General features: G+C 61.9%; 20 protein-coding genes. 8 read left to right on the top strand and 12 right to left on the bottom strand.

The features are described from left to right. Positions 1-105 precede the first annotated feature (105 nt). From GH665_RS31295 to kdgD, 3 genes are all read right to left on the bottom strand, one after another. Positions 106-849, bottom strand: coding sequence for a FadR/GntR family transcriptional regulator (locus GH665_RS31295; protein WP_028197353.1), 744 nt, complete (start codon positions 847-849; stop codon positions 106-108). Positions 850-1,045: 196 nt separating this feature from the next. Then, entirely contained in the window at positions 1,046-2,398 is a 1,353-nt protein-coding gene (locus GH665_RS31290) for an MFS transporter (protein WP_153141025.1), read from the bottom strand. Between the two features lie 176 nt (positions 2,399-2,574). Then, positions 2,575-3,492, bottom strand: a complete 918-nt coding sequence (gene kdgD / locus GH665_RS31285) for a 5-dehydro-4-deoxyglucarate dehydratase (protein WP_153141024.1) — start codon at positions 3,490-3,492, stop codon at positions 2,575-2,577. Between the two features lie 237 nt (positions 3,493-3,729). On the opposite strand from kdgD, the gene garD reads away from it, so the two are divergent. The 7 genes from garD (at position 3,730) to GH665_RS31250 (ending at position 12,033) form a co-directional block, all read left to right on the top strand. Continuing rightward, positions 3,730-5,319 carry a galactarate dehydratase gene (garD, locus tag GH665_RS31280; protein ID WP_153141023.1) on the top strand — a complete coding sequence of 530 codons (1,590 nt, stop codon included), beginning with the start codon at positions 3,730-3,732 and terminating at the stop codon, positions 5,317-5,319. A 52-nt stretch (positions 5,320-5,371) separates the two neighbouring features. Continuing rightward, a complete protein-coding gene (locus GH665_RS31275) occupies positions 5,372-6,214 on the top strand; it encodes an NAD-dependent epimerase/dehydratase family protein (RefSeq protein ID WP_028197349.1) in 843 nt (280 codons plus the stop codon). Next, positions 6,211-7,140 (top strand): SMP-30/gluconolactonase/LRE family protein, encoded by a 930-nt coding sequence (locus tag GH665_RS31270; RefSeq protein WP_153141022.1) that lies wholly within the window; start codon positions 6,211-6,213, stop codon positions 7,138-7,140. Before GH665_RS31275 ends, GH665_RS31270 begins: the two co-directional genes overlap by 4 nt. A 632-nt stretch (positions 7,141-7,772) precedes the next feature. Then, on the top strand, positions 7,773-8,765 hold the full coding sequence (locus GH665_RS31265) for a TRAP transporter substrate-binding protein (RefSeq protein ID WP_153141021.1): 993 nt from the start codon (positions 7,773-7,775) through the stop codon (positions 8,763-8,765). A gap of 143 nt (positions 8,766-8,908) precedes the next feature. Next, positions 8,909-9,388, top strand: coding sequence for a TRAP transporter small permease (locus GH665_RS31260; protein ID WP_030100837.1), 480 nt, complete (start codon positions 8,909-8,911; stop codon positions 9,386-9,388). Between the two features lie 7 nt (positions 9,389-9,395). After that, positions 9,396-10,748, top strand: a complete 1,353-nt coding sequence (locus GH665_RS31255) for a TRAP transporter large permease (protein ID WP_153141020.1) — start codon at positions 9,396-9,398, stop codon at positions 10,746-10,748. A gap of 73 nt (positions 10,749-10,821) precedes the next feature. Beyond that, positions 10,822-12,033, top strand: coding sequence for a porin (locus GH665_RS31250; RefSeq protein ID WP_153141019.1), 1,212 nt, complete (start codon positions 10,822-10,824; stop codon positions 12,031-12,033). A gap of 112 nt (positions 12,034-12,145) precedes the next feature. On the opposite strand, the gene GH665_RS31245 is transcribed toward GH665_RS31250, so the two are convergent. The 3 genes from GH665_RS31245 to GH665_RS31235 are packed head-to-tail and all read right to left on the bottom strand — an operon-like array spanning position 12,146 to position 14,162. After that, a complete protein-coding gene (locus GH665_RS31245) occupies positions 12,146-12,370 on the bottom strand; it encodes a 4-oxalocrotonate tautomerase (RefSeq protein WP_281357412.1) in 225 nt (74 codons plus the stop codon). A 4-nt stretch (positions 12,371-12,374) separates the two neighbouring features. Continuing rightward, positions 12,375-13,151, bottom strand: coding sequence for a class II aldolase/adducin family protein (locus tag GH665_RS31240; RefSeq protein ID WP_153141017.1), 777 nt, complete (start codon positions 13,149-13,151; stop codon positions 12,375-12,377). Between the two features lie 45 nt (positions 13,152-13,196). Next, the gene (locus tag GH665_RS31235; protein ID WP_153141016.1) at positions 13,197-14,162 is read right to left on the bottom strand and encodes an urea transporter; all 966 of its coding nucleotides are present in this window, start codon (positions 14,160-14,162) and stop codon (positions 13,197-13,199) included. 271 nt (positions 14,163-14,433) lie between these two features. Here GH665_RS31235 and GH665_RS31230 point away from each other — a divergent pair, with 271 nt between their 5' ends. Beyond that, positions 14,434-14,988 carry a putative glycolipid-binding domain-containing protein gene (locus GH665_RS31230; RefSeq protein ID WP_153141015.1) on the top strand — a complete coding sequence of 185 codons (555 nt, stop codon included), beginning with the start codon at positions 14,434-14,436 and terminating at the stop codon, positions 14,986-14,988. On the opposite strand, the gene GH665_RS31225 is transcribed toward GH665_RS31230, so the two are convergent. From GH665_RS31225 to GH665_RS31200, 6 genes are all read right to left on the bottom strand, one after another. After that, positions 14,963-15,946, bottom strand: a complete 984-nt coding sequence (locus GH665_RS31225; RefSeq protein ID WP_153141014.1) for an alpha/beta fold hydrolase — start codon at positions 15,944-15,946, stop codon at positions 14,963-14,965. The two genes, GH665_RS31230 and GH665_RS31225, sit on opposite strands and share 26 nt — an antisense overlap. Continuing rightward, on the bottom strand, positions 15,943-16,824 hold the full coding sequence (locus tag GH665_RS31220) for a metal-dependent hydrolase (protein WP_153141013.1): 882 nt from the start codon (positions 16,822-16,824) through the stop codon (positions 15,943-15,945). The genes GH665_RS31225 and GH665_RS31220 overlap by 4 nt, the downstream gene beginning before the upstream one ends. A 91-nt stretch (positions 16,825-16,915) precedes the next feature. Continuing rightward, positions 16,916-17,824, bottom strand: coding sequence for an SDR family NAD(P)-dependent oxidoreductase (locus tag GH665_RS31215; RefSeq protein WP_153141012.1), 909 nt, complete (start codon positions 17,822-17,824; stop codon positions 16,916-16,918). Positions 17,825-17,872: 48 nt separating this feature from the next. Beyond that, a complete protein-coding gene (locus GH665_RS31210; protein ID WP_153141011.1) occupies positions 17,873-19,477 on the bottom strand; it encodes a flavin-containing monooxygenase in 1,605 nt (534 codons plus the stop codon). A 260-nt stretch (positions 19,478-19,737) separates the two neighbouring features. Beyond that, a complete protein-coding gene (locus tag GH665_RS31205) occupies positions 19,738-20,640 on the bottom strand; it encodes a mechanosensitive ion channel family protein (RefSeq protein WP_153141010.1) in 903 nt (300 codons plus the stop codon). 427 nt (positions 20,641-21,067) lie between these two features. Beyond that, positions 21,068-22,066: a sulfonate ABC transporter substrate-binding protein gene (locus GH665_RS31200; protein WP_153141009.1), complete on the bottom strand. Its 999-nt coding sequence runs from the start codon at positions 22,064-22,066 to the stop codon at positions 21,068-21,070. Positions 22,067-22,079: the final 13 nt, after the last annotated feature.

Below are 22,079 nucleotides of genomic sequence, written 5' to 3'. Positions count from 1 at the left end.
AGCTAAGTGATGTGTGAGCGGCGCCTGAGGAGTGGGCGCCGGCGCGCAAGATAAAAAAATGGACGGGATATCCCGTCCATTTTCTTTTACGTGCAGCGCAACGTTTCAGCTATTTGCTTCCGCGTTTTCATTGGCGCGCCGCAGCCGCTCGCGGCTATTGGACAGATGCATGCGCATCGCGGCACGCGCGCCTTCGGCGTCGTGGCGCGTGATCGCTTCGAGAATGCTCTCGTGTTCCAGATTGACGAGCGACAGATACGCATCGGGTTCGGCCCGCGCGATTCCCGCCGAATCGAGCCGGTTGCGCGGGATCAGCGCGCTGCCCATTTGCGTGAGGATGTCGACGAAATACCGGTTGCCGGTTGCGCGCGCCACGGAGATATGGAATTGCAGGTCGGCGTCGACGCTATCCAGCCCGTTGTGGCGGGTGGCTTCGATCGCGTCGAGCGCGGTGCGCATGCGCGCGAGGTCGTCCGGCTTGGCCCGTTGAGCGGCAAGGCCGGCGCATTCCGTTTCGAGGCTGATGCGCAGTTCCAGGATCGACAGCACGTCGCGCAAGGTGGTGGCGGGCACCATGTCGATGCCCAGCTTTTCGCGCTGCGGCTCCAGCACGAAACTGCCGATGCCGTGACGCGTCTCAATGATCTTGCCCGCCTGCAAGCGTGAAATTGCCTCGCGGATGACGGTGCGGCTCACGCTCAGCGTGACCATCAGTTGCGACTCGGTCGGCAGCTTGTCGCCGGGCTTCAAGGCGTTGGACGCGATTTGCTCGGTGACGTAGCTGACGACAAACTCGGCAAGATTGCGCGCGCGTCGTGGCGGTGCCGCGGATGCCAGTGGTGTAGCCATCGAAAACGCCCCTCGAATCAGATAGTTGCAGATACTTCCTGCGATTCATTATACCGTCGTCTGACGACTGATTATATAAATGCCGGATCATTTTCGGCATCGGCGTCAGACGCGTTGCCGATGCCCGGTTTCAGACGCCGGGCGGCCAGGCCGCTTTGTCTGCACTGCACCGGGAAGTACGATAACAGCCTGAGCGCTAGCTCAGGCGCAGTTCGACCCGTTTGATGTCTTTCACGATCACGAGGTAGCTGAACACCGTCAGCAACGCATTCAGGCCGACGAAAACCAGCGCGCCGTTGAACGAGCCGGTCTTCGCGACGAGGTAGCCGATCACGATGGGCGTCACGATGCCGGCGACGTTGCCGAACATATTGAAGATGGCGCCCGACAGACCGAGCGCTTCCTTCGGCGAAGTATCCGCCACGACGGCCCAGCCGAGCGCGCCGATGCCCTTGCCGAAAAACGCCAGCGACATGAGCGCGACGACGATCCAGTCGGTCGACACGTAGTTGCAGCCGATAATGCACACCGACAGCAGCATGCCGCCGACAATCGGCACCTTGCGTGCAATGGTGAGCGAATGCCCGCGCCGGATCAGCCCGTCGGACAGAATGCCGCCGAGCACGCCGCCAGAGAATCCGCAGATCGCAGGCAGCGACGCGACGAGACCCGCTTGCAGAATCGTCATACCGCGCGCCTGGACGAGGTAGATCGGAAACCACGTCAGGAAGAAGTAGGTCAGCACATTGATGCAGTACTGCGCGAGATAGACCCCGAGCAGCATGCGGTTGCCTAGCAGTTGACGCACCAGCGACCAGCCGCCGGCGCCGGCGATGTCCTCGGTCTGGACTGCTTTCCTGTGCCCGTTCACCACGCCGCCGCCCTGTTCGATGTAGTCGAGTTCGGCGCGCGAGACGCGTGGGTGGTCGGCGGGGTTCTTCATCACCTTCAGCCAGGTGAGGGCGAGCAACAGGCCGGCCGCGCCCATCACGAGATAGACCGTATGCCAGCCGAACGCGTGGGTCAGCCATGCCATCAGCGGCGTGAAAATAACCGCCGCGAAGTATTGCGCCGAATTGAAAATGGCTGAGGCGGTGCCGCGTTCGTTGGTCGGGAACCAGCTGGCCACGACCTTCGCATTGGCCGGGAAGGCCGGCGATTCGGCCGCGCCCATTGCGAAGCGCAGCACGAACAGCGCGATGACGGCGGCCGCCGCGCTGCCCAGCAAACCGATCGAGCCTTGCAGCAGCGTAAACAACGACCACAGGAAAATGCTCGCCGCGTAGACGCGCCGTGCGCCGAAGCGGTCGAGCAGCCAGCCTGCGGGCAGTTGCGACAGCACGTAGGCCCAACTGAATGCGGAGAAGATGTAGCCCATCCGGATCGCATCGAGCCCGAACTCGGCGCGCATCGCGGACCCGGTGACCGAGAGCGTGGCGCGGTCCGCGTAATTGAATGTCGTGATCAGAAAGATCAGCAGCAGAATCGCGTAGCGGACTTTGGTGCGCTTTGCGACATGCGCAGCGCTCGCGGTGCGGCTTATTTCCATCGCCATCTCCAGAATTTTTATCAGTGAAAAAGCGCCCGGCGACGTTGCCGTCCCGGGCGCTCTTTGCGGTGCCTTGTGCGCGATCCGGCTTCACACGGCCTGGCGCCTTACTGCGTCATTGCAGTGCGCTGCTGCATGCGTTACTGCATGTGCAACGCGATGCGCGGCTACATACGTTATTGCGCGCCGAGCTTCTTGATCAGCACGTCGAGTTGCGCCATTTCTTCTTCGGTCAGATCGGTCAGCGGCGCACGCACCGGACCCGCGCTGTGACCGACGAGTTTCGCGCCGGCCTTTACGATGCTGACCGCGTAGCCCTGGCGGCGGTTGCGGATCTTCAGATACGGCAGGAAGAATTCGTCGATCAGCTTGCCGACGCTCGCGTGGTCGTCCGCGGCGATCGCGCGGTAGAAGTCCATCGCGGTCTTCGGGATGAAGTTGAACACGGCCGACGAGTACACCGGCACGCCCAGCGCCTTGTAGGCCGCGGCATAGACTTCAGCGGTCGGCAGGCCGCCGAGGTACGAGAAACGGTCGCCGAGACGCCGGCGGATCGACACCATGTTCTCGATCTCGCCCACGCCGTCCTTGAAGCCGATCAGATTGGGGCAGCGCTCGGCCAACCCTTCGAGCATGTCGGCGTTAAGCTTGGAGTTGGCGCGGTTGTAGATGATCACGCCCATGTTCGGCACCGACTTGCAGACTTCTTCCGCGTGCGCCGCGATGCCTTCCTGACAAGCTTCGGTCAGGTAGTGCGGCATCAGCAGAATGCCGTTTGCACCGTGGCGTTCCGCTTCCTGGGCGTAGGCGATCGCCACACGGGTCGGGCCGCCGGCGCCGGCGAGAATCGGCACCTTGCCCTTGCAGACTTCAGTGGCAGTGCGCACGACATTCGAGTAGTCGTTATGCGTGAGCGAGAAGAATTCACCCGTGCCGCCGGCAACGAACAGTGCCGAAGCGCCGTACGGCGCGAGCCATTCGAGGCGCTCGGCATAGGTATCGGCGCGAAAATCGCCTTGTTCGTCGAAGTCGGTAACGGGGAAGGACAGAAGGCCTTCGGAAACGATCTGCTTCAGTTCCTGCGGTGTCGTCATGATGAATATCCAGGGCGTCGAATAGGGGCCGTAAGAGGGGGCCGTAAGAGGTTGTACTTGGAAATTGAGATTTCTTATACGTCATCGTACAACAACGAATCGACTAACTCAACGGGGTTTTCACGGCATAATGCTCGTCATAGGGTAAATACGGAACTCTGGGCAATCTTTCGTGTTGTAGGATGACGTATGAATGATTGCCGTAGCAGGCGTGAAATCGCCACAAGGATCGATGTAATGGAACAAACCCCGCTCTACATTCGCGTTCACCCCAATGACAATGTCGCGATCGTCGTCAACGACGGCGGTCTGGGAGAGGGCGCCGTGTTTCCCGATGGCCTTGCACTGCGCGAGCGTGTTCCGCAAGGGCACAAAGTCGCGCTGGCCGATTTCGCGGAAGGCGACGAGGTCATCCGCTATAACGTGGTGATCGGTTATGCGCTCAAGGCGCTGCCGAAGGGCAGCTGGATCAACGAGCACGTGATCCGCATGCCGAGTCCGCCCGGGCTCGAAGATCTGCCGATCGCCACCATCAAGGCGCCGGACATGCCGCCGCTGGAAGGCTTCACCTTCGAGGGTTATCGCAATGCCGACGGCTCGGTCGGGTCGCGCAACATTCTGGCGATCACGACCACGGTGCAATGCGTGGCCGACGTGGTTCAGCATGCGGTCACGCGTATCAAGGCTGAACTGCTGCCGCTCTATCCGAATGTCGACGATGTCGTGAGCCTCGGGCACACCTATGGCTGCGGCGTCGCGATCGACGCGCCGGACGCGATGGTGCCGATCCGTACCGTACGCAACATCAGCCTGAATCCGAACTTCGGCGGCGAGGTGATGATGGTCAGCCTCGGTTGCGAGAAGCTGCAGCCCGAACGCCTGATGCCGCCGGGTACGATTCCGATTGCCGCGGCGGCGAATGTCGCCGAAGTGGCCGACATCGGCGACGTCGAAGCCGACCTGAACGGCGGCGTGGTAGTGCTTCAGGACGACGCGCACGTCGGCTTCCAGTCGATGATCGAGTCGATCATGAGAATGGCCGATGGCCATCTGAAGCGGCTCAACAATCGCCGCCGCGAAACCTGCCCGGCTGCCGATCTGGTGGTTGGCGTGCAATGTGGCGGCAGTGACGCATTTTCCGGGCTGACCGCGAATCCCGCTGTGGGTTTCGCCACCGATCTGCTGGTGCGCGCGGGCGCGACGGTGATGTTCTCCGAAGTGACCGAAGTGCGCGACGGGGTCGATCAACTGACCGCGCGCGCGGCCAACCCGGACGTGGCTGCCGCGATCATCCGCGAGATGCAGTGGTACGACGATTATCTGAAGCGCGGCGGCGCGGACCGCAGCGCCAACACCACGCCGGGCAACAAGAAGGGCGGCTTGTCGAACATCGTTGAAAAGGCGATGGGCTCGATCATCAAGTCGGGCAACTCGGCCATCTCCGGCGTGTTGTCGCCCGGTGAAAAGGTCCGGCAGAAAGGCCTGATTTACGCCGCCACGCCGGCCAGCGATTTCATCTGCGGCACGCTGCAGGTTGCCGCGGGCATCAACCTGCATGTGTTCACGACTGGCCGCGGCACGCCGTACAGCCTCGCGGAAGTGCCCGTCATCAAGGTCGCGACGCGCTCCGATCTCGCGCGCCGCTGGCACGATCTGATGGATATCAACGCCGGTACTATTGCAACCGGCGCAGCGACAATTGAGGACGTGGGTTGGGAGTTGTTCCGCCTGATGCTCGACGTCGCAAGCGGACGTAAAGAGACTTGCGCGGAGAAGCTCAAGCTCCACAATGCGTTGACGCTGTTCAATCCGGCGCCGGTGACCTGATAGATCCGCCAGACCTCATCGTACTGCTGGCAATCACGACAAAGACTGAGATATGACTGACTCGAACCCTGACCGCACGGCGGCGCAAAAGCCTTTCCGCCGTCTTCTGCTCACCGGCGCTGCCGGTAATCTCGGCCAGCAAGTGCGCGGCGCGCTCGCCGCGTGGGCCGATATCGTGCGCGTTACCGATATCGCGCCGCTGGGAGACGTGGCGGCGCATGAAGAGGCCTCGATTGTCGACCTCGCCGATGAAGCCGCGGTTCACGCGCTGCTCGAAGGTGTGGACGCGGTCGTTCATCTTGGCGGCATTTCCGTCGAGGCGCCGTTCGAAGATCTGCTCGAAGCGAATATTCGCGGCCTGTACAACCTCTATTCGGCCGCGCAGAAGCAGGGCGTGAAGCGCATCGTGTATGCGAGCTCGAATCATGCCGTGGGTTTTCATCCCACCACGTCGGTACTGGATATCGATGCGCCGCTGCGTCCCGACAGCCTGTATGGCGTGACGAAGTGCTTCGGCGAATCGTTGTCGCGCTATTACTTCGACCGCTTCGGTCTCGAGACGGTGTGCTTGCGGATCGGCTCGTCGTTCGAGCAGCCGAAAAATCCGCGCATGCTCGTCACCTATCTGAGCTTTCGTGACCTTATCGAACTGGTGCGCTGCTCACTGTTCACCAACCGGGTCGGGCACGCAATCGTTTATGGCGTTTCCGACAACCGGACCAAGTGGGTCGACAACACCAAGGCGGCGTTTCTTGGTTTTCGCCCGCAGGACAGTTCGATCGAATTCGAGCATCTCTTCCCGGTCGCGGCGCCCACTGCCGAGCTCGACGATCCGACCCAGCGTTTCCAGGGCGGCCCGTTTGTGCTGGCGGGCCCGATGGAGCCTAAGCGATGAGCGGCGTGGCAAACCCGCGCGTGGAGCGTGTCGAAGCGGCAAACCAGGCGCCCGCGTCGGTCGGCGAGAGCCCGGTGTGGCGCGCGGCGGAGCAGGCGCTCTACTGGGTGGATATTCCGGCGCAAAAGATTGTGCGGCTGCGGCCCGATTCGGCGGAGCGCACCGAGTGGCAATTGCCGGAGAAAGTAGCCTGTCTGGCGTTCGATCGGCACGGTACGGTGCTGGCGGGCTGCGAGACGGGGCTTTTCGCGGTCACGCTAACCAAGGGTGCGTCCGGTACCGAACCGCTGGCCGTGACGCCAAGGAGGCTTGCCGCACCGGTCTTCCCGTTTGCCGATATGCGTTTCAACGACGGCCGGTGTGATCGGCAAGGGCGCTTCTGGTCCGGCACGATGGTGCAGGACATGGCAGCGGCAAATCCCGCCGGTGCGCTTTATCGCTTCGATGAGCGCGGCGTATTGTCGGGGCCTGTTGTCGACGCCTTGATCACGCAAAACGGTCTGGCGTGGTCGCCCGATGGGACCACGATGTATCTGTCGGACTCGCATCCCCTGCGCCGGCAGATCTGGGCATTCGACTACGACATCGAGACGGGCGAGCCGCGCAACCGGCGCGTATTCGCCGACCTGCACGATTACGCCGGGCGTCCCGACGGCGCGGCGGTGGACGCGGATGGCTGCTACTGGATCTGCGCGAACGACGCGGGCCTGCTGCTTCGCTTTACCCCGCAAGGCAAGCTCGATCGGCAGATTGCCGTGCCGGCCATCAAGCCGTCGATGTGCGCATTCGGCGGCAACAACCTCGATACGCTGTTCGTGACGTCGATTCGTCCCGCGACCGGCGCGAGCGAACACGACGGCCATCTGTTCGCCGTCCGCCCTGGTGTGGCGGGGTTGCCCGAGCCTGAGTACGCAGGCGAACTGTGAAGGAATGACGTCCATGTGACTGGGCGCCGGGGTATTAGCACGTCGGTGCCCAACAGTAGTCATTATTTATTCATCGCTTGTCGTACAACATAGTGGCATAAATGCCACTTTCGAGTCATCTTCCCCTCTACGAAAAATATAAACCCACAAGATATGGGATCGACTCGAATCCCTTTCTGTATTGGCTTTGCGACGAATTTAAATTCGGAAACTCTTACGTTCAAGTCGCCTTCGTGCGGGTAAATACCGGCTGTACAACTTAGTTTACGTTTTATAGACTTCATATGTCGTCGTACAACATGTGAGGCCAAACAAATTCATTTCGAGACACGTTTGGCCGCTGCACAAGGAGAGCGGCGTTCTCCCCGCGCGCGATCGACGCGCGCGAGGTTCACGCCGATGCAGTTGAAGCAAGGAAGTCTGATTGTCAGAGAGGAGTGCTGAGTATCTGTGCCGGGGAAAAACGCGCAGATCCACACGTTATCACTCTCTCCCCGAAAGTGGGGTGATCGTACGGCAGAGAAAAAGCGCGGCATTTTTTGAAGCCGGGAGACGCATTAAAACCATGTCGCAACATCCGCACGCGGCCCGCCGCAATCGATTGGATGATCTATTTTTCAAGGAATGTCACGATGAACAAGAAGTTTGCCTCTTCCCGTGTCTCGATGATTGTCGCGGCCTCCGTGCTGGCGTTCAGCACCGTGTCGGCACACGCTCGCGTGTTCCGCGTGTCGGACGTGCATGGCGACACCTATCCGACCAATATGGCCGTGAAGTACATGGGCGAAGAAATCAGCAAGGCAACCGGTGGCAAGGATTCCGTGAAGGTCTTCGGTAACAGCGCGCTGGGCTCCGAAAACGACACGATCGATCAGGTGCGTATTGGCGCACTGGATATGGCACGCGCCAACGGCGCCGCGTTCAACGAGATCGTACCTGAATCGATGATCCCGTCGCTGCCATTCCTGTTTCGCGACATCGACCATTTCCGCAAAGTGATGTACGGCCCGGAAGGCCAGAAGATTCTCGACGCTTTTTCGGCGAAGGGCATGATCGCGCTGACGTTCTATGAGAGCGGCGCGCGTTCGATGTACGCGAAGAAGGCGATCCATTCGCCTGCCGACATGAAGGGCCTCAAGGTGCGCGTGCAGCCTTCGGACCTGATGGTCGACGAAATCAAGGCGATGGGCGGCACGCCGACGCCGATGCCGTTCGCCGAAGTCTATACCGGCCTGAAGACGGGCCTGGTGGATGGCGCGGAGAACAACCTGCCGTCGTACGAAGAGACCAAGCACTTCGAGGTCGCGCAGGTCTATTCCGAAACCCAGCATTCGATGACACCGGAAGTTCTGGTGTTCTCCAAGAAGGTGTGGGACACGCTGACGCCGCAGGAGCAGACCATCATCAAGAAGGCTGCGGCCGACTCGGTGCCGTACTACCAGAAGCTGTGGACCGCGCGCGAAGCTGACGCGGCCAAGACGGTCACCAAGGGCGGCGCGACGATCATCCCCGCGTCGCAGATCGACCGTCCGGCTTTCGTGAAGGCGATGCAGCCGGTCTGGGCGAAGTATGAAAAGACCCCGCAAATGAAGCAGCTCGTCGACGAAATCCAGGCGATCAAATAAGTTCGGAAGTAACGCGGTGGCGAAAGACCTGGCAGCACGTGCTGCGGGTCTTTCGTGCCGTGCGGTTTCCCGATCTGTCTCGTGACAGTTGGCAGGATTCCTGAAGATTAAAACTAGGTCCGATGTAGGCAAGGATGGGGTCAATGAGTTTCATGAAGCGCCCAAATGATGTTCTCTTTCGCGTGCTGGTTGTCGTGGCGTCGGCGAGTCTCGCCACGCTGTGCCTGCTGGTGATCTATAGCGTTGTGATGCGCTATGTTTTCAGCGATGCACCGGATTTCGTCGAACCCATTGCGCTCCTGCTGGTGATCGTGATCGCCATGTTCGGCGCCGCGCTCAAGGTTCGCGAAGGCGGCCATATCGGGCTTGACTCGCTAGTCAAGAAATTGCCGCCGAAAGGCCAGGTGGTCGCCCATGCGTTCCAGCATCTTTGTCTGATCGTGCTGGCCGTGGCGATTTTCTTCGGCTGCCTGCAGATGGCGGAGACGACGATGGACGACAAGATTCCAATTCTCGGTCTTCCGGAAGCGCTTCGTTATGTGATCCCGGTTATCGCCAGCGCCTGCATCGCTCTGTTCTCGCTTGAGAACCTGCTGGGGCTTTTCGCACAGAAACACAAATAGAAGAATCATGGAACTTGCCATCCTCTCAGTTAGTTTCCTCGTTTTCCTCGTATTCGGGGTTCCTGTTTCGTTTGCGCTGGGACTTTCGTGCGTCCTGACTTATCTGTATGAAGGCTTGCCGGCGGCCACCGCCATGCAGTCGATGATTTCGGGAATGAATGCGTTTTCGTTTCTCGCAGTCCCATTCTTCATTTTCTCCGGCGAGTTGATGTTGCACGGCGGTATCGCCGACCGCATCCTGCGTTTCGCGCAGGCCACCGTGGGCCATTTCCGCGGCGGACTGGGCATGGCTAACGTGGTTGCGTGCACGTTGTTCGGTGGCGTGTCCGGTTCGCCGACGGCAGACACGTCCGCGATGGGCGGCGTGGTCATTCCGCTGATGAAGCGTGAAGGCTACAGCGCGGCCTATGCGGTCAACGTGACGACCCATTCGTCGCTCGCAGGCGCGTTGATGCCCACCTCGACGAACATGATCATCTATGCGTTCGCGGCCCAGGGCATTACCGGCACGTTGAACGGTCAGCAGATGAGCGGCGTGTCGATCGGCGACCTGCTGTTCTCCGGTCTGTTGCCGGTGCTGTGGGTGATGGGTTTCGTGCTCATCGCCGCGTACTGGCAGGCGGTCAAGTTCGGCTATCCGCGCCGTCCTGACGGCTCGACCGAATTGCAGCGTTTTCCCGGCTGGTTCGCGGTGGTCCGCACGTTCTTCGGTGCGTTGCCGGGCTTGATGGTGATCGCGATCATTCTGTTCTGCGTGGCGAGGGGGATTGCCACCGCGACGGAAGCGGCAGCCATTGCCGTGGCTTATTCACTGGTGTTGACCATCGTCGTGTATCGCACGATGACGAGGCAGAAGCTCTTTCATGCGCTGTCCAAGGCGGCTAAAACAACCGGCGTGGTGCTGCTGCTGATCGGCGTGTCGAACATGCTGCGCTACCAGATGGCCTATCTGGAGATTCCCGACGCAATCGAACACATGCTCGACGGTGCAACGAGTCACGCCTGGCTGATGCTGCTTTACATCAACATCATCCAGATCTTCCTCGGCACCTTCGTCGACATGGCGGCGCACATCCTGATCACGACACCGTTGTTCCTGCCGATGGCGATGCACGCCGGCGTGGGCCCGGTGCAGTTCGGGATCATGATCCTGCTGAACTGTGCGTTGGGTCTCGTGCATCCGCCGATTGGCTCGGTGCAGTTCATCGGTTGCGCGATCGGCAATGTGTCGATCGGTGAAACGACCAAGGTGGCGTGGCCTTACTACCTGGCGATCTTCAGCGCGATCAACATTGTGACGTACGTACCGATGTTTTCGACGTGGTTGCCTAGCCTGATCAATGGCCACCCGGTGTTTTAACGCTTGATCAAGAGTCGGCGCCGGTAAAGGACTGCCAGACACAAAGAATAAGTTTTTTTACAGAGGAGCAGAAATGAAAAAGGCAATAGCAACCTCGGCCCTTGGGTTGGTCGCCCTTGGCGCGCACGCTCAGAGCAGCGTGACGTTGTACGGTATCGTCGATACGGGGATCGGCTATCAGAGCAGCCAGACGTCGCTTGGTTCGACGACGGGTGGCCGCTCGGCGGTCAAGATGGTGAACGGCATCTGGGCGGGCAGCCGCTTCGGCCTGAAGGGCAGCGAAGATCTGGGCGGTGGCACGAAGGCAATCTTCCAGTTGGAAGAAGGCTTTAACAGTGCAACCGGCGCGCAGTCCGTTTCCGGCCTGGCGTTCAATCGGCAAGCGTATGTCGGTGTGGCCAATGCCAGCTACGGTACGCTGACGGCAGGCCGCCAGTACACCTCGTACTACACGCTGCTGTCGCCCTATAGCCCGACCACGTGGCTGACGGGCGCTTACGGTGCACACCCGGGCGATATCGATTCGCTGGATACGCTGTACCGCGCGAATAACTCGCTGGTGTACACCTCGCCGAACATGCATGGCCTGACGGTGAGCGGTTCGTATTCGCTGGGCGGTGTGGCAGGCAGCACGAATGCCGGCTCGACGATTAGCGCGGCGGTTCAGTACCTGAACGGTCCGTTCGGGATCGCGGCAGGCTATCAGCGCATCAACAACTCGACGCCGGGCGGCGGGGCATGGGGTGCTGATTCCACGACCTCGAATGCCGGCGCGCAGACGGCTGTGTCGGGTATCAACAACGGCTACCAGACGGCACAGGCGCAGCAGCGCGTGGCGGTGACGGGCGGCTATGCGTTCAGCTCGCAATGGGACATCTCGTTCTCGTACTCGAACGTGCAATACATCCCGGGTGTGAACTCGGCGTTCCACAACGAGGCGATCTTCAATACGGCTGGCGCCGTGCTGCACTACAAGCCGCTGACGGCGCTGGACCTGGCTGCCGGCTATAGCTACACGCGCGCAACGCAGTCGAATGGCATTACGAGCGCGGCGAGCTATCAGCAGTTCAATCTCTCGCAGTACTACAGCCTGTCCAAGCGGACCGGCCTGTACGCGCTGGAAGCTTACCAACGTGCGGGCGGCCAGACTTTGGCTCCGAACAAGGCGGGTACGTCCACGAGCATCATCAACGCAACGGCCGACATCGGCGACGGTCAGAACGGCGCACCGTCCTCGTCGCGCAGCCAGTTTGCGGCAGGTGTGGGCATCATCCACCGTTTCTGATTGGTCTGGTGGCGTGGCGGCGTCTGCTGACGCCGCCACAGCGACGCGTGTCGAATACGCGTCGCCGGAATGACCTGCTGCGCGTGCAATGCGCGCAGCATTGGTGTTTATCTCATGCGTCCGCGTCGGACCACAAACGCCCACCTGTTGCCCAGTTCTCGCGCTTGACGTCGGTCAGAATGATGTCCACTGAGTTCGGCTCGACGCCGAGCGATTCGCAGGTTGCCCTGGTAATGGCTTCGACAAACTGACGTTTCTGTTCCAGCGAGCGGCCTTCGAAGAGTTCGATATGAAACGTGGGCATTGCGTGACTCCGTGGTGAGTAGCGTTGAAAAATGAATTTAATCCCGGTACGTACGATCGAGCCGGTCGAGCTTGCGTAGCAAGGCGGGCCATTCCAGCGCGCCTTCGATTGCGCCGCCGTCAAACAGTTGCTCGGCTGTGCGAGCGGCTACGGCATCGCTCGGCACGACGAGTTCGCTGCCGCACGCCTGTGCCTGCAACTGGATTTCGCAAGCCTTGATCAGCGTCGCCATCAACACATAAGCTTCGGCAATCGTGCGGCCGGTGGTGAGCGTGCCGTGATTGCGCAACAGCATGGCCGGTTTGCCGGCGAGATGCGCGACGAGTCGTTCGCCCTCGGTCGGCGTAAAGGCGAGGCCTTCATAATCGTGATACGCGAGGTGGCCGTAAAAGCGCAGTGCGTGCTGCGACGCCGGCAGCAATCCGGCCGGTTGAGCGGAGACTGCCACGCCTGCGGTGTTGTGCAAGTGCATCACGCAGAACGCGTCGGCGCGGGCCGCATGCACGGCGGCGTGCAGCGCAAAACCGGTGGCGTTGACCGGATGTTCGCTCGCGCCCACGACGTTGCCTTCAATATCGATCTTCACCAGGTTTGACGCGCACACTTCGTCGAACGCAAGACCGAACGGATTGATCAGGAAGTGGCCGGGTTCGCCGGGAACGCTGGCCGAGATATGCGTATAGACGAGATCGTCCCAGCCGTTGAGCGCCGCGAGGCGATACGCGGCGGCCAGGTCGACGCGGGTCTGCTGTTCGGCTTCGGACCTCGGCCCTGCCTCGGTGACACGGCCGGTGGGCGTGTGGGTGAACGACATGTGTGTCTCCTGAGATTGCCTGGTGGGTTGGGGCTGTGGTTGCGCCTAACCCGCGCGTCTGACCGATGCAGACGACGTCCCGGCCGAAGCCGGCAACGTGACACGCCGTCCGGTTCCGCCATGCGCGGCCGGTTCGGGCACTGCCGCGGCACGCGCGAATCGGCCAGCGAGCCACTGCATGCTCCACGTCGCGAGTACGAACGGTGCAGTCATGGCCGGCAACGCATAGTAGGTGGCGGCCATTTGCAGCGCCACGGAAAGCATCACGCCCCCGAGCGTCACCGCGATGCCGGAATCGGCCAGTGCGATCGCCGTTAGCACGCCATTGAATCCTAACAGGCCCGCGTCGAACGAGCCCGGGCTCGCGCCGAGCAACAGATGCGCGGCGCTTGCGAGGGCCGCGCCGGCCAGCGCCCACAACGCATGCCGTCTTGAAGCAGCCGCAATTCCGATCAACACAAGCAAGCCCGGCAGCGCGCCAGACGCAAAACCGGTTTGGGCGAATCCGGCGAGTACGCCGCTGCTCAATTGCGCAGCCCGAGGTGCGTGCTCTGTAAGGGAGGGTGTTTGCTGCGTGACGCGTGTCGCCAGCGGCAACCAGAGCCACGTGACGATCAGACAGGGACTTGAGAAATAGCCGAGCCCACGTGCACGCAGCCAGCGCGACCACGGTTCCAGCAGCCACGCAGCCCCCGTCGCGGCCAGAATCGCCACAGCGGCGGCGGTCGCGTTGTCGGCGATGAAGCTGAATGCGGCGAGACCGGCTAGCGCGCCATTAAAGCCGTGCAGGCCGGCCTGCGTGTCGTCTTCCCGAGAGCCGGCCAACACCGCACTGACGTTGGCCGCGACTGCGCCCATCAACGCCGCGCAGGCGAGGCGCGGATCGCATAGCAGCCATGCAGCCAGCAGGCACGCGCCGGTGAACGCGTTCGGCTGCAGCACGATCTGGCCGAAACTGCGCAACAAGGTGCGCAAAGCGGCGGATTGTGCTTCGGTTGCAGGGGCGAGCATGATCAGGGGCGGCGAATTCGAGGCGGCGTGACGCTGCCGCGTGCGGTTCAGACGCGCGCGGCGAGCCAGGTTGACGGTGAACCGCGAGCATAGGCCACTTGCCTCACATCAGGCATCGTCAGATGTTGATAGTGGCTATTTGCGACACATATGCTGCATGGCGCCATGAGCCGGAAAACTGCGCGTCGGCGAACCGAAAGCTTTCGCGCTAGGATAAGAACCCGGCGCGCATGCCGTTCCGGTTCATTTCATTCCAGAAGGAGACTGACTGATGCGTGAACTACGGTGGGCATCGGAAGAGGGCGACGGTTTCGAACATCTTGCGTTCGACGCGCGCGCGGACGGCTTTGCGGTGGAAAGCGTCGTGGTCGGGCAGCGCTACGGCAAAGCATACGGCCTGCACTACAAGGTACGCAGCGACGAGCAATGGCGTACGACCTATGCGTGGCTGAAGATCGTCGGCGGCGCCGAGCTGGAACTGCACGGCGACGGCGCCGGCCATTGGCGCGACGGCCATGGCCACGTGCTGAAGGCGATTGAAGGGTGCATCGATATCGATATCGCCGCCACGCCCTATACGAACACATTGCCGATCCGCCGTCTGCAACTGGCCGAAGGCGAGCGCGAACCGATTTCCGTCGCCTATATTTCGACGCCGGATTTGCAGGTCACGCGGGCCGAACAGGCGTATTCGTGCATCGAGTTGAATCGGGTGTATCGCTACGAAGGCATCTTCCGCAATTTCACCGCGGACCTGACGGTGGATGAGGACGGCCTCGTGATCGACTATCCGACGCTATTTACACGCCTGCCGCGCGAGCGTTGACCTTCGTCGAGGTGCCGGGACCGCCGCCTTCCGATGGACGCTGGACCCGGTGCAGTTCCACGAAGCGCTCGATGCCTGCCGCGATGCGTTCGGGTTCGCGCAATACGACCCAGTGACCGGCATCGATTTCGGTGCGGCTGTACGCACCGAGCCAGCCTTCGAGCCCCACGGAGAGCTCGGGCCCGACGTAGCGATCGCGCAGCGGCACGATGAACTGCACGGGCGCATGTGCATGGCGTGCGCGTGGGTGCAGCAGCCTGTCGATGAAATTGGCGCGGTAGAGATTCAGGCCGTTGATCGCGTTGCGCATTTGCGCGGGGTCCCGCTCGGGGCGCACCCGTTCCGTCAGGCGCAACCATAACGGCCACATGCGTGCGCCGCCGGTACGCCACACCAACTCCGGCAGCAACGGCAGGTGAAAGAAAAAGATGTACCAGGATTTGAGCGTTTGCCGAAGACCGCTGCCGAATGGGCGCTTCGTTGTCTGATGTATTCCGGGCTGTTCCGCACGCTCAACGCCGGCGGCTGAACTCGCGCCGCGTAAGCCGAACGACGCATGATCGAGGCACGGTCCGGAGATTGACGTATACGACGCAATACGGCCTTTGAAGTCCGGGTCGGTGACGGCTTCCCAGCTTTGAATCGACCCCCAGTCGTGACCGACCAGGTGAAACGGCCGTGTGCCGCAGGTTGCATCGGCGACGGCTGCGAGATCGGCGGCGAGCCGCTCGAGCCGGTAAGCCGCGCGCGTTTCTGGCGCATCGGACGCGCCGGCCCCGCGCACGTCGTAGCTGATGACACGGTAGCGCGCGTCGAGTTGCGCGCGCACCGGTTCCCACACCGCGGCCGAATCCGGATAACCGTGCACCAGCACGAGCGGCGGTGCGTCGCGCGGTCCGCTCACATACACCGCGAGCCGCACGTCGCCGGCTTCGACCGACAGTGTGTCGCGTATCACGCGGCCGCCTGCACGCCGCGCCGGGCGGCTTTGCGGGCGCTCGGCGTAGCCGCGTTGGTGGCGTCGACCGCGGCGATGAGCCCGTCGATGCGCGACAGTTGCGCGCGATTGTCGTGATCCCACGGATGGAAGCCCGGCCGGAAAAAGCTCAGCCATTCACCGGCAATACGCGGAAACACGCCATGACGCGGGCCGTACAGATACTTCACGACACGCCACATGCCGCGGATATGGCCGCCGCGTTTGCGATCGGCGATCAGCAGGCGCACGTGGAAGTCGAACACGATCAGCCAGAAGGTCAGCGTCGTGGCGAGCATCGTGCCGGTGCGCAGCAGATAGCGTCCGAGGCCTGGCTTCAGCACCGTATTCCATACGTCGTACGAAACCGACTTGTGTTCGGTTTCCTCGAGCGCATGCCACGTCCACATCTGCGTATAGCCTTCGACCGAACCGCCGATACGCGATGCGTCCTCCAGCAGCAGGCCCGCCAGCATCGCCGTGTAATGTTCGAGGCAGACCGTGACCGCGAGTTGATACGAATGCGGCAGGATCTTGCGGCCGAAGTTGAGAATCGCCCACAGGCGCTTGTCGAGCTTATGCGCGGGTAAGCCGGCTTCCTGCAGCAGATCGTTGTATTCGATGTGCTCGCGCGTATGCATCGCTTCCTGGCCGATGAAACCGAGCACCTGCTTCTTCAGCACGGGGTCGTCGATCTGGTCGCGGTAGTTGCGCACGCTGTCCATGAAAAAGCGCTCACCGGCTGGGAACAGCAGTGAAAGCGCGTTGAAGAAGTGGGTTACGTGCGAGCCCTGCACGTGCCAATCGCAGGCACGTTCCTGCGGTAAATTGAAACGGAGGTCGCGGCGAACCGGCATCATGGCCTTTCTCCTTGTGATCCTTTATATGCTGCCGAGTGTGCTGAATGTGCTGATCGGACGGTCTGCATGGTGTGAGATGACGGCCTGCGCATCAGGCACGCCGGCCGTCGACTTGCGCGGCGCGGCGCGCGCGCTTTTCCGCAATGCGCTTCATGCGGCGCGTCTGCATCACGACCAGCGCCTGGTAGGCCGCCGGCAACGTACGCGCGAGCCAGTCGGCGGCGCGCGCGTCGCGGCCGATCAGCACGCGCCGCTTGTTCCTGCGCACGCCGTCGAGAATCACGCGTGCGGCTTCGTCGGCGGTGGTGATGAAAAACTTCTCGAAGTCGTCCTTGCCTTGCTGTTCGTTTTCCAGCATGAAGCCGACCATGTTCGACGAGATCCGGCTCGACTGCGCGATGCTCGTGCGAATGCCGCCCGGGTGCACGCAGGTCGCCGACACGCCGCACTTCATCAGATCGAGTTCCTGGCGCAGTGCTTCTGTAAAGCCGCGCACGGCGAATTTGGTCGCGTTGTAGCCGCTCATGCCCGGTTGCGAGAACAGGCCGAACACGCTTGACGTATTGACGATGTGCCCCGCGCCCGACGCCTTGATATACGGCAGAAATGCCTTCGTGCCGTGCACCACGCCCCAGAAATTGATGCCGACAATCCACTCCAGGTCGGCGTACTCCATGCCTTCGATGGTGCTCGACAGCGCCACGCCCGCGTTATTGAACACAAGGTTCACACGCTGATGCTGCGCGGCCGTTTCGGCGGCCCAGTCGAACATCGCGGCGCGGTCCGACACGTCGAGCACGCGCGTGGTGATGCGTAGCGGCGAGCCGACCACATGCGGTGCGGCGGCCTGCGCGAGTTGCGCGGTTTCGGCGAGGCTCGTGGCATTGCGGTCGGCAAGCGCGAGGTGGCAGCCTTCGCGCGCCAGCCGGATCGCGAGCGAACGGCCCATGCCCGAGCCCGCGCCGGTGATGGCGGCCACTCTGTCGGTGAAGTTCTTCATTGGCTTATCTCCTGTCCTCTCTGAACGGTGCCTTGTCGTTATCGTTTTTCAGGTTGCTTCCGCCGACGTTGTAGCCGCATTGCCGTGCGCATGCACTGGCTGCGGTTGCGAGCCCGCGTGTCCGCCCAGCGGCTGCGCCGTGGGCGAATACGCGAGGTAGTCGTCCATGCTGAAGGTGCGGGTTGCCTGGCGGAATTTGTAGGCGAATCCTGGCCACAGCGTGGTGTTCTTGCCGGTCTTCGGATCGAGATACCAGCTCTTGCAACCGCCCGTCGACCAGATCGCGCGGCCGAGTCTCTGCTGGATCTGTTCGTTGTAGGCGCGCTCGACATGTGGGCGTACTTCGATCGCAGCGGCGCGTTCCGTGTTCATCGTCTTCAGCGCGCGCAGCACGTATTCGACCTGCGATTCGATCATGAACACCATCGAGTTGTGGCCGAGGCCGGTGTTCGGGCCGACGATCATGAAGAAGTTCGGATAACCAGGCAAGGTCGTACCGAGATACGCATGCGCTCCATCGCGCCACGTATCGACGATATCGATGCCGCCACGGCCACGCACCACGCCCGCCGGAAACGGATCGGCCACCTGAAAGCCGGTGCCGAAGATCAGGCAATCGGCCGGATGACGCGCGCCGTCGGTCGTGATCACCGCATCTTCTTCCACACGGGCGATGCCGGTGGTTGTCACCGAGACGTTCTGGCGCGACAGCGCGGGGAAGTAGTCGTTCGAGATCAGGATGCGCTTGCAGCCCATCGTGTAGTTCGGTGTGAGCGTAGCGCGCAGTTGCGGATCGGGCACCTGGCGGCGCAAGTGCCGCTCAGCGACTTTCTGCGCGGTCTTCATCAGCGAAGGATGAATCGCGAAGCCGAAGGCGCGCGATTCGAGCATGCAGTAGAGCGCCGAACGCATGATCTTCTGCGTGAAAGGCAGATGCCTGAACAGCCACTGCTCGAACGGCTTCACCGCGCGGTCGGCCTTCGGCATGATCCACGGTGGTGTGCGCTGGAACAGGTTCAGATGCGAGACACGCGGCGCGATCTGCGGCACGAACTGGATCGCGCTCGCCCCGGTGCCGATCACCGCAACGCGTTTGCCTTCGAGTGGATACGTGTGGTCCCAGTGCTGGGAATGGAACGCTTTACCCTTGAATTTCTCGATGCCCGGAATGTTCGGAATGGCCGCGCGCGAGAGTCCGCCCATTCCCGAGATCAGCACGCGGGCGGACCAGCGCTGGCCGTTTGCGAACGTCAGTTGCCAGCGGTGGCGGGTTTCGTCGTAGATCGCGGAGGCAAGTTCATGCCCGAAGCGCAGATGACGCTGAATGCCGAACTGTTGCGTGCACGCTTCCAGATACGCGCGAATTTCCGGCTGACGCGCGAACATGCGGGTCCAGCGCGGATTCGGGGCGAAGGAGAACGAATAGACGTGGGATTGCACGTCGCAAGCGCAACCGGGGTAGTGGTTGTCACGCCAGGTGCCGCCCACCGACTCGGCCTTTTCCGCGACGATGAAATCGGTCATGCCGGCCTGGCGCAGCCGGATCGCCATGCCCAGGCCGGCGAAGCCCGAGCCGATGATGGCGATATCGGTTTCGATGGGCGCGGATGCGGTGGGCGCCGCGTCGTCGAGGGGCATCATGCGTGCGTTCATCCGATCCGTCTCCTTTTATTCGCTCTTAACTGTTACATTGGTTGATGTGACAATAGAGGCTGTCAACGGATGACGCAAGCAGCGGGTTAGACGGGAAACTCTATGGAGCGGAGAAGGCCGCGGCGTAAGGCTCAGGCGGATATGCCGCCAGCCTGGCAGGGAATCGGGACCGACGCGGAAAGGGGTGTTATTCCGCCATGTGAAAAATTCCGGGCGATGGCCGCCCGGCGTGCTGACTTAAGGGGTTACTGCGCCGGGGGTTACTGCACTGGCGCTTGCGGCGTGGCAGCAGTCAAGCGGGCGGCCGCGGACTCGCCGGTGTCGTTGTTCTGCACGATATGCAGTTCACGAGTGCGCACCGGCAAGCCGCATTGCGCGTTGTTGAGCGTTTGACGGACCTGACGAGCGAGGTCCCAGCGCATGTCCCAGAACGTATCGATGTTGGCCCACACGCGGATATTCAGCACCGCGGTGCTGTCGTCGAAACGGGCCACCATGACCTGCGGCGCGGGATTTTCGAGCGCGCGCGGGTCGGCCGCGGCAAGCTTGCGCAGGGCGGCCAGTGCCTGGTCGACGTCGTCACGCACGGAGATTTCCACTTCCAGATCGAGGCGGCGGGTCGGATTGCGGCTGTAATTGCGGATTGAATTGCTCCACAGCGCGCTGTTCGGTACGTATTCGCAGATGCCGTCGGCTTTGGTGAGACGCGTTGTGAACAGGCTGATTTCGTCGACCGTGCCCGCGACGTTACCCGCGCCGCCATCGATGTAGTCGCCCACCTTGAACGGCCGCAGCAGCAGAAGCATGATGCCGGCCGCGATGTTTTGCATCGTCCCCTGCAGCGCGAGACCGATAGCGAGGCCGGCGGCGCCGAGCACGGCAACGATGCTGGCCGTCTGGATACCCAGTTGCGACAGCGCGCCGATGATCGCGACAACCCGAATACTCCACAGACACATATCGCAGATCACCGGGCGCAGCGTGGCGTCCATGCGCGACTGTCTTGTCAGCAGGCGGTTGAGCGAGCGTGCGGCGCGGCGGGCGACCCACCAGCCCACCACCAGGATCAATGCGGCCGCGCACAGGCGCATCGAGATCGTGGTGAGCGCATCCCAAAGGAAAGACCACCGGGAAGGGTGAATCTCTGCGAGTAGATTTTGCATGGCCTTGACGATCCTGATTATTTCAGAGGTGGCGTATTGTTTGCCGTTTGCCGCATGGTTTGTGAAAAGCATGAGACCCGCGCGTTCGCGCAGCGCGGGTGACGAGCGTGACGAGCGGGTATCTGGAGAAGGACGCGATTGACGCGTGCGTAGAAGGGACTGTTTCGTGAAAGGAAAGTTCTACCGATGCAAGCTTTTTGACAGATTGCGTTTCCGGATGCGGAAAGGGCGAGCGGTGCGGGATGGCGGCGAGAGGGGGCGTGTTGTTGTTGTTGTTGTTGTGGCCCCGTCAGGCCTTGAATGACGGGGCCACTGAAACGTAGCGTTGACCCGGGAAATTATTCCTCAAGCCGACGCAGTGTCATAGTGCCTATTTGCTACGGATAGCGAAGCAACGAATCCTTCTTCGTTTTCAAACTGCCAATGCCTATTTTCCCGCAAGACTGGCTGCCACCTCGCGGTTTTGCCAGACGTTGTCCTTCACGGTGATTTTTTGCGGAATCAGATGTGCGCCGTAAAACGCGTCGGCAACGATCTGCTGCGAGCGCACGATTTCGTCAGTCACGGCGGTGGTGCCATACGGATAGCGGCGCACCCAGGTTTCGACCAGCTTCTGATCCAGACCGACCTTCGGTGCGATCAGCGCGGCGGTTTCCACGGGATGGTCGTTGACCCACAGGCCGGTGATGCGCAATTGCCCGAGAATCGCGCCGATCACGTCGGGATGCTGCTGGGCGAACTCGCTCGTGGCTTCATAGAAGTTATAGGGACTGTTGAGCTCCGAGTAATCGACCAGCGCGCGTGCCTTTAGCGTCTGTTGTGCGGAGGCGTAGTAAGGGTCCCAGATCGCCCATGCGTCGACCGTGCCGCTTTCGAAGGCGGCGCGCGCGTCGGCGGGGGCGAGGTACACCGGGCGAACGTCTTCGTAACGCAGGCCGGCTTTCTTCAGTGCCTCGAGTAGCAGATAGTTCGAACTCGAACCCTTCTGCAACGCGACGCGCTTACCCTTCAATTCCGCCACGCTATCCAGCGTCGAATCGCCTCGGACCAGAATCGCTTCGGCATGACGCCCCGAGGGCTCCGCGCCGACGTACACGAAGCGCACGCCGCCGGCCTGCGCGAACACGGGCGGCGGCGCGCCGGTATAGCCGAAGTCGAGGCTGTTCGCGTTCAGCGCTTCGAGCAATTGCGGGCCGGCCGGAAATTCGAACCACTTGATGCTGTAGCCGAGCGGTTTAAGCTTTTCGTCGAGTGAGCCTTGTGCCTTGAGGATCGCGAGCAGGCCCGACTTCTGATAACCAATGCGCAGCACGTTGGCCGGCTCGTTAGCCTTGCCATTGCTGCTCTGCGCGTTCGCGCTCAAGGTGGCGAGCGCCGCCAGCAAGGTGGCGGCGATGTGAAGCGAAATACGGGTATGACGGGCCATCCTGCGAATCTCC

This window comes from Paraburkholderia agricolaris (assembly GCF_009455635.1).
Taxonomy (GTDB): Bacteria; Pseudomonadota; Gammaproteobacteria; order Burkholderiales; family Burkholderiaceae; genus Paraburkholderia; species Paraburkholderia agricolaris.
This window is presented reverse-complemented; position numbering and strand designations above follow the sequence as displayed.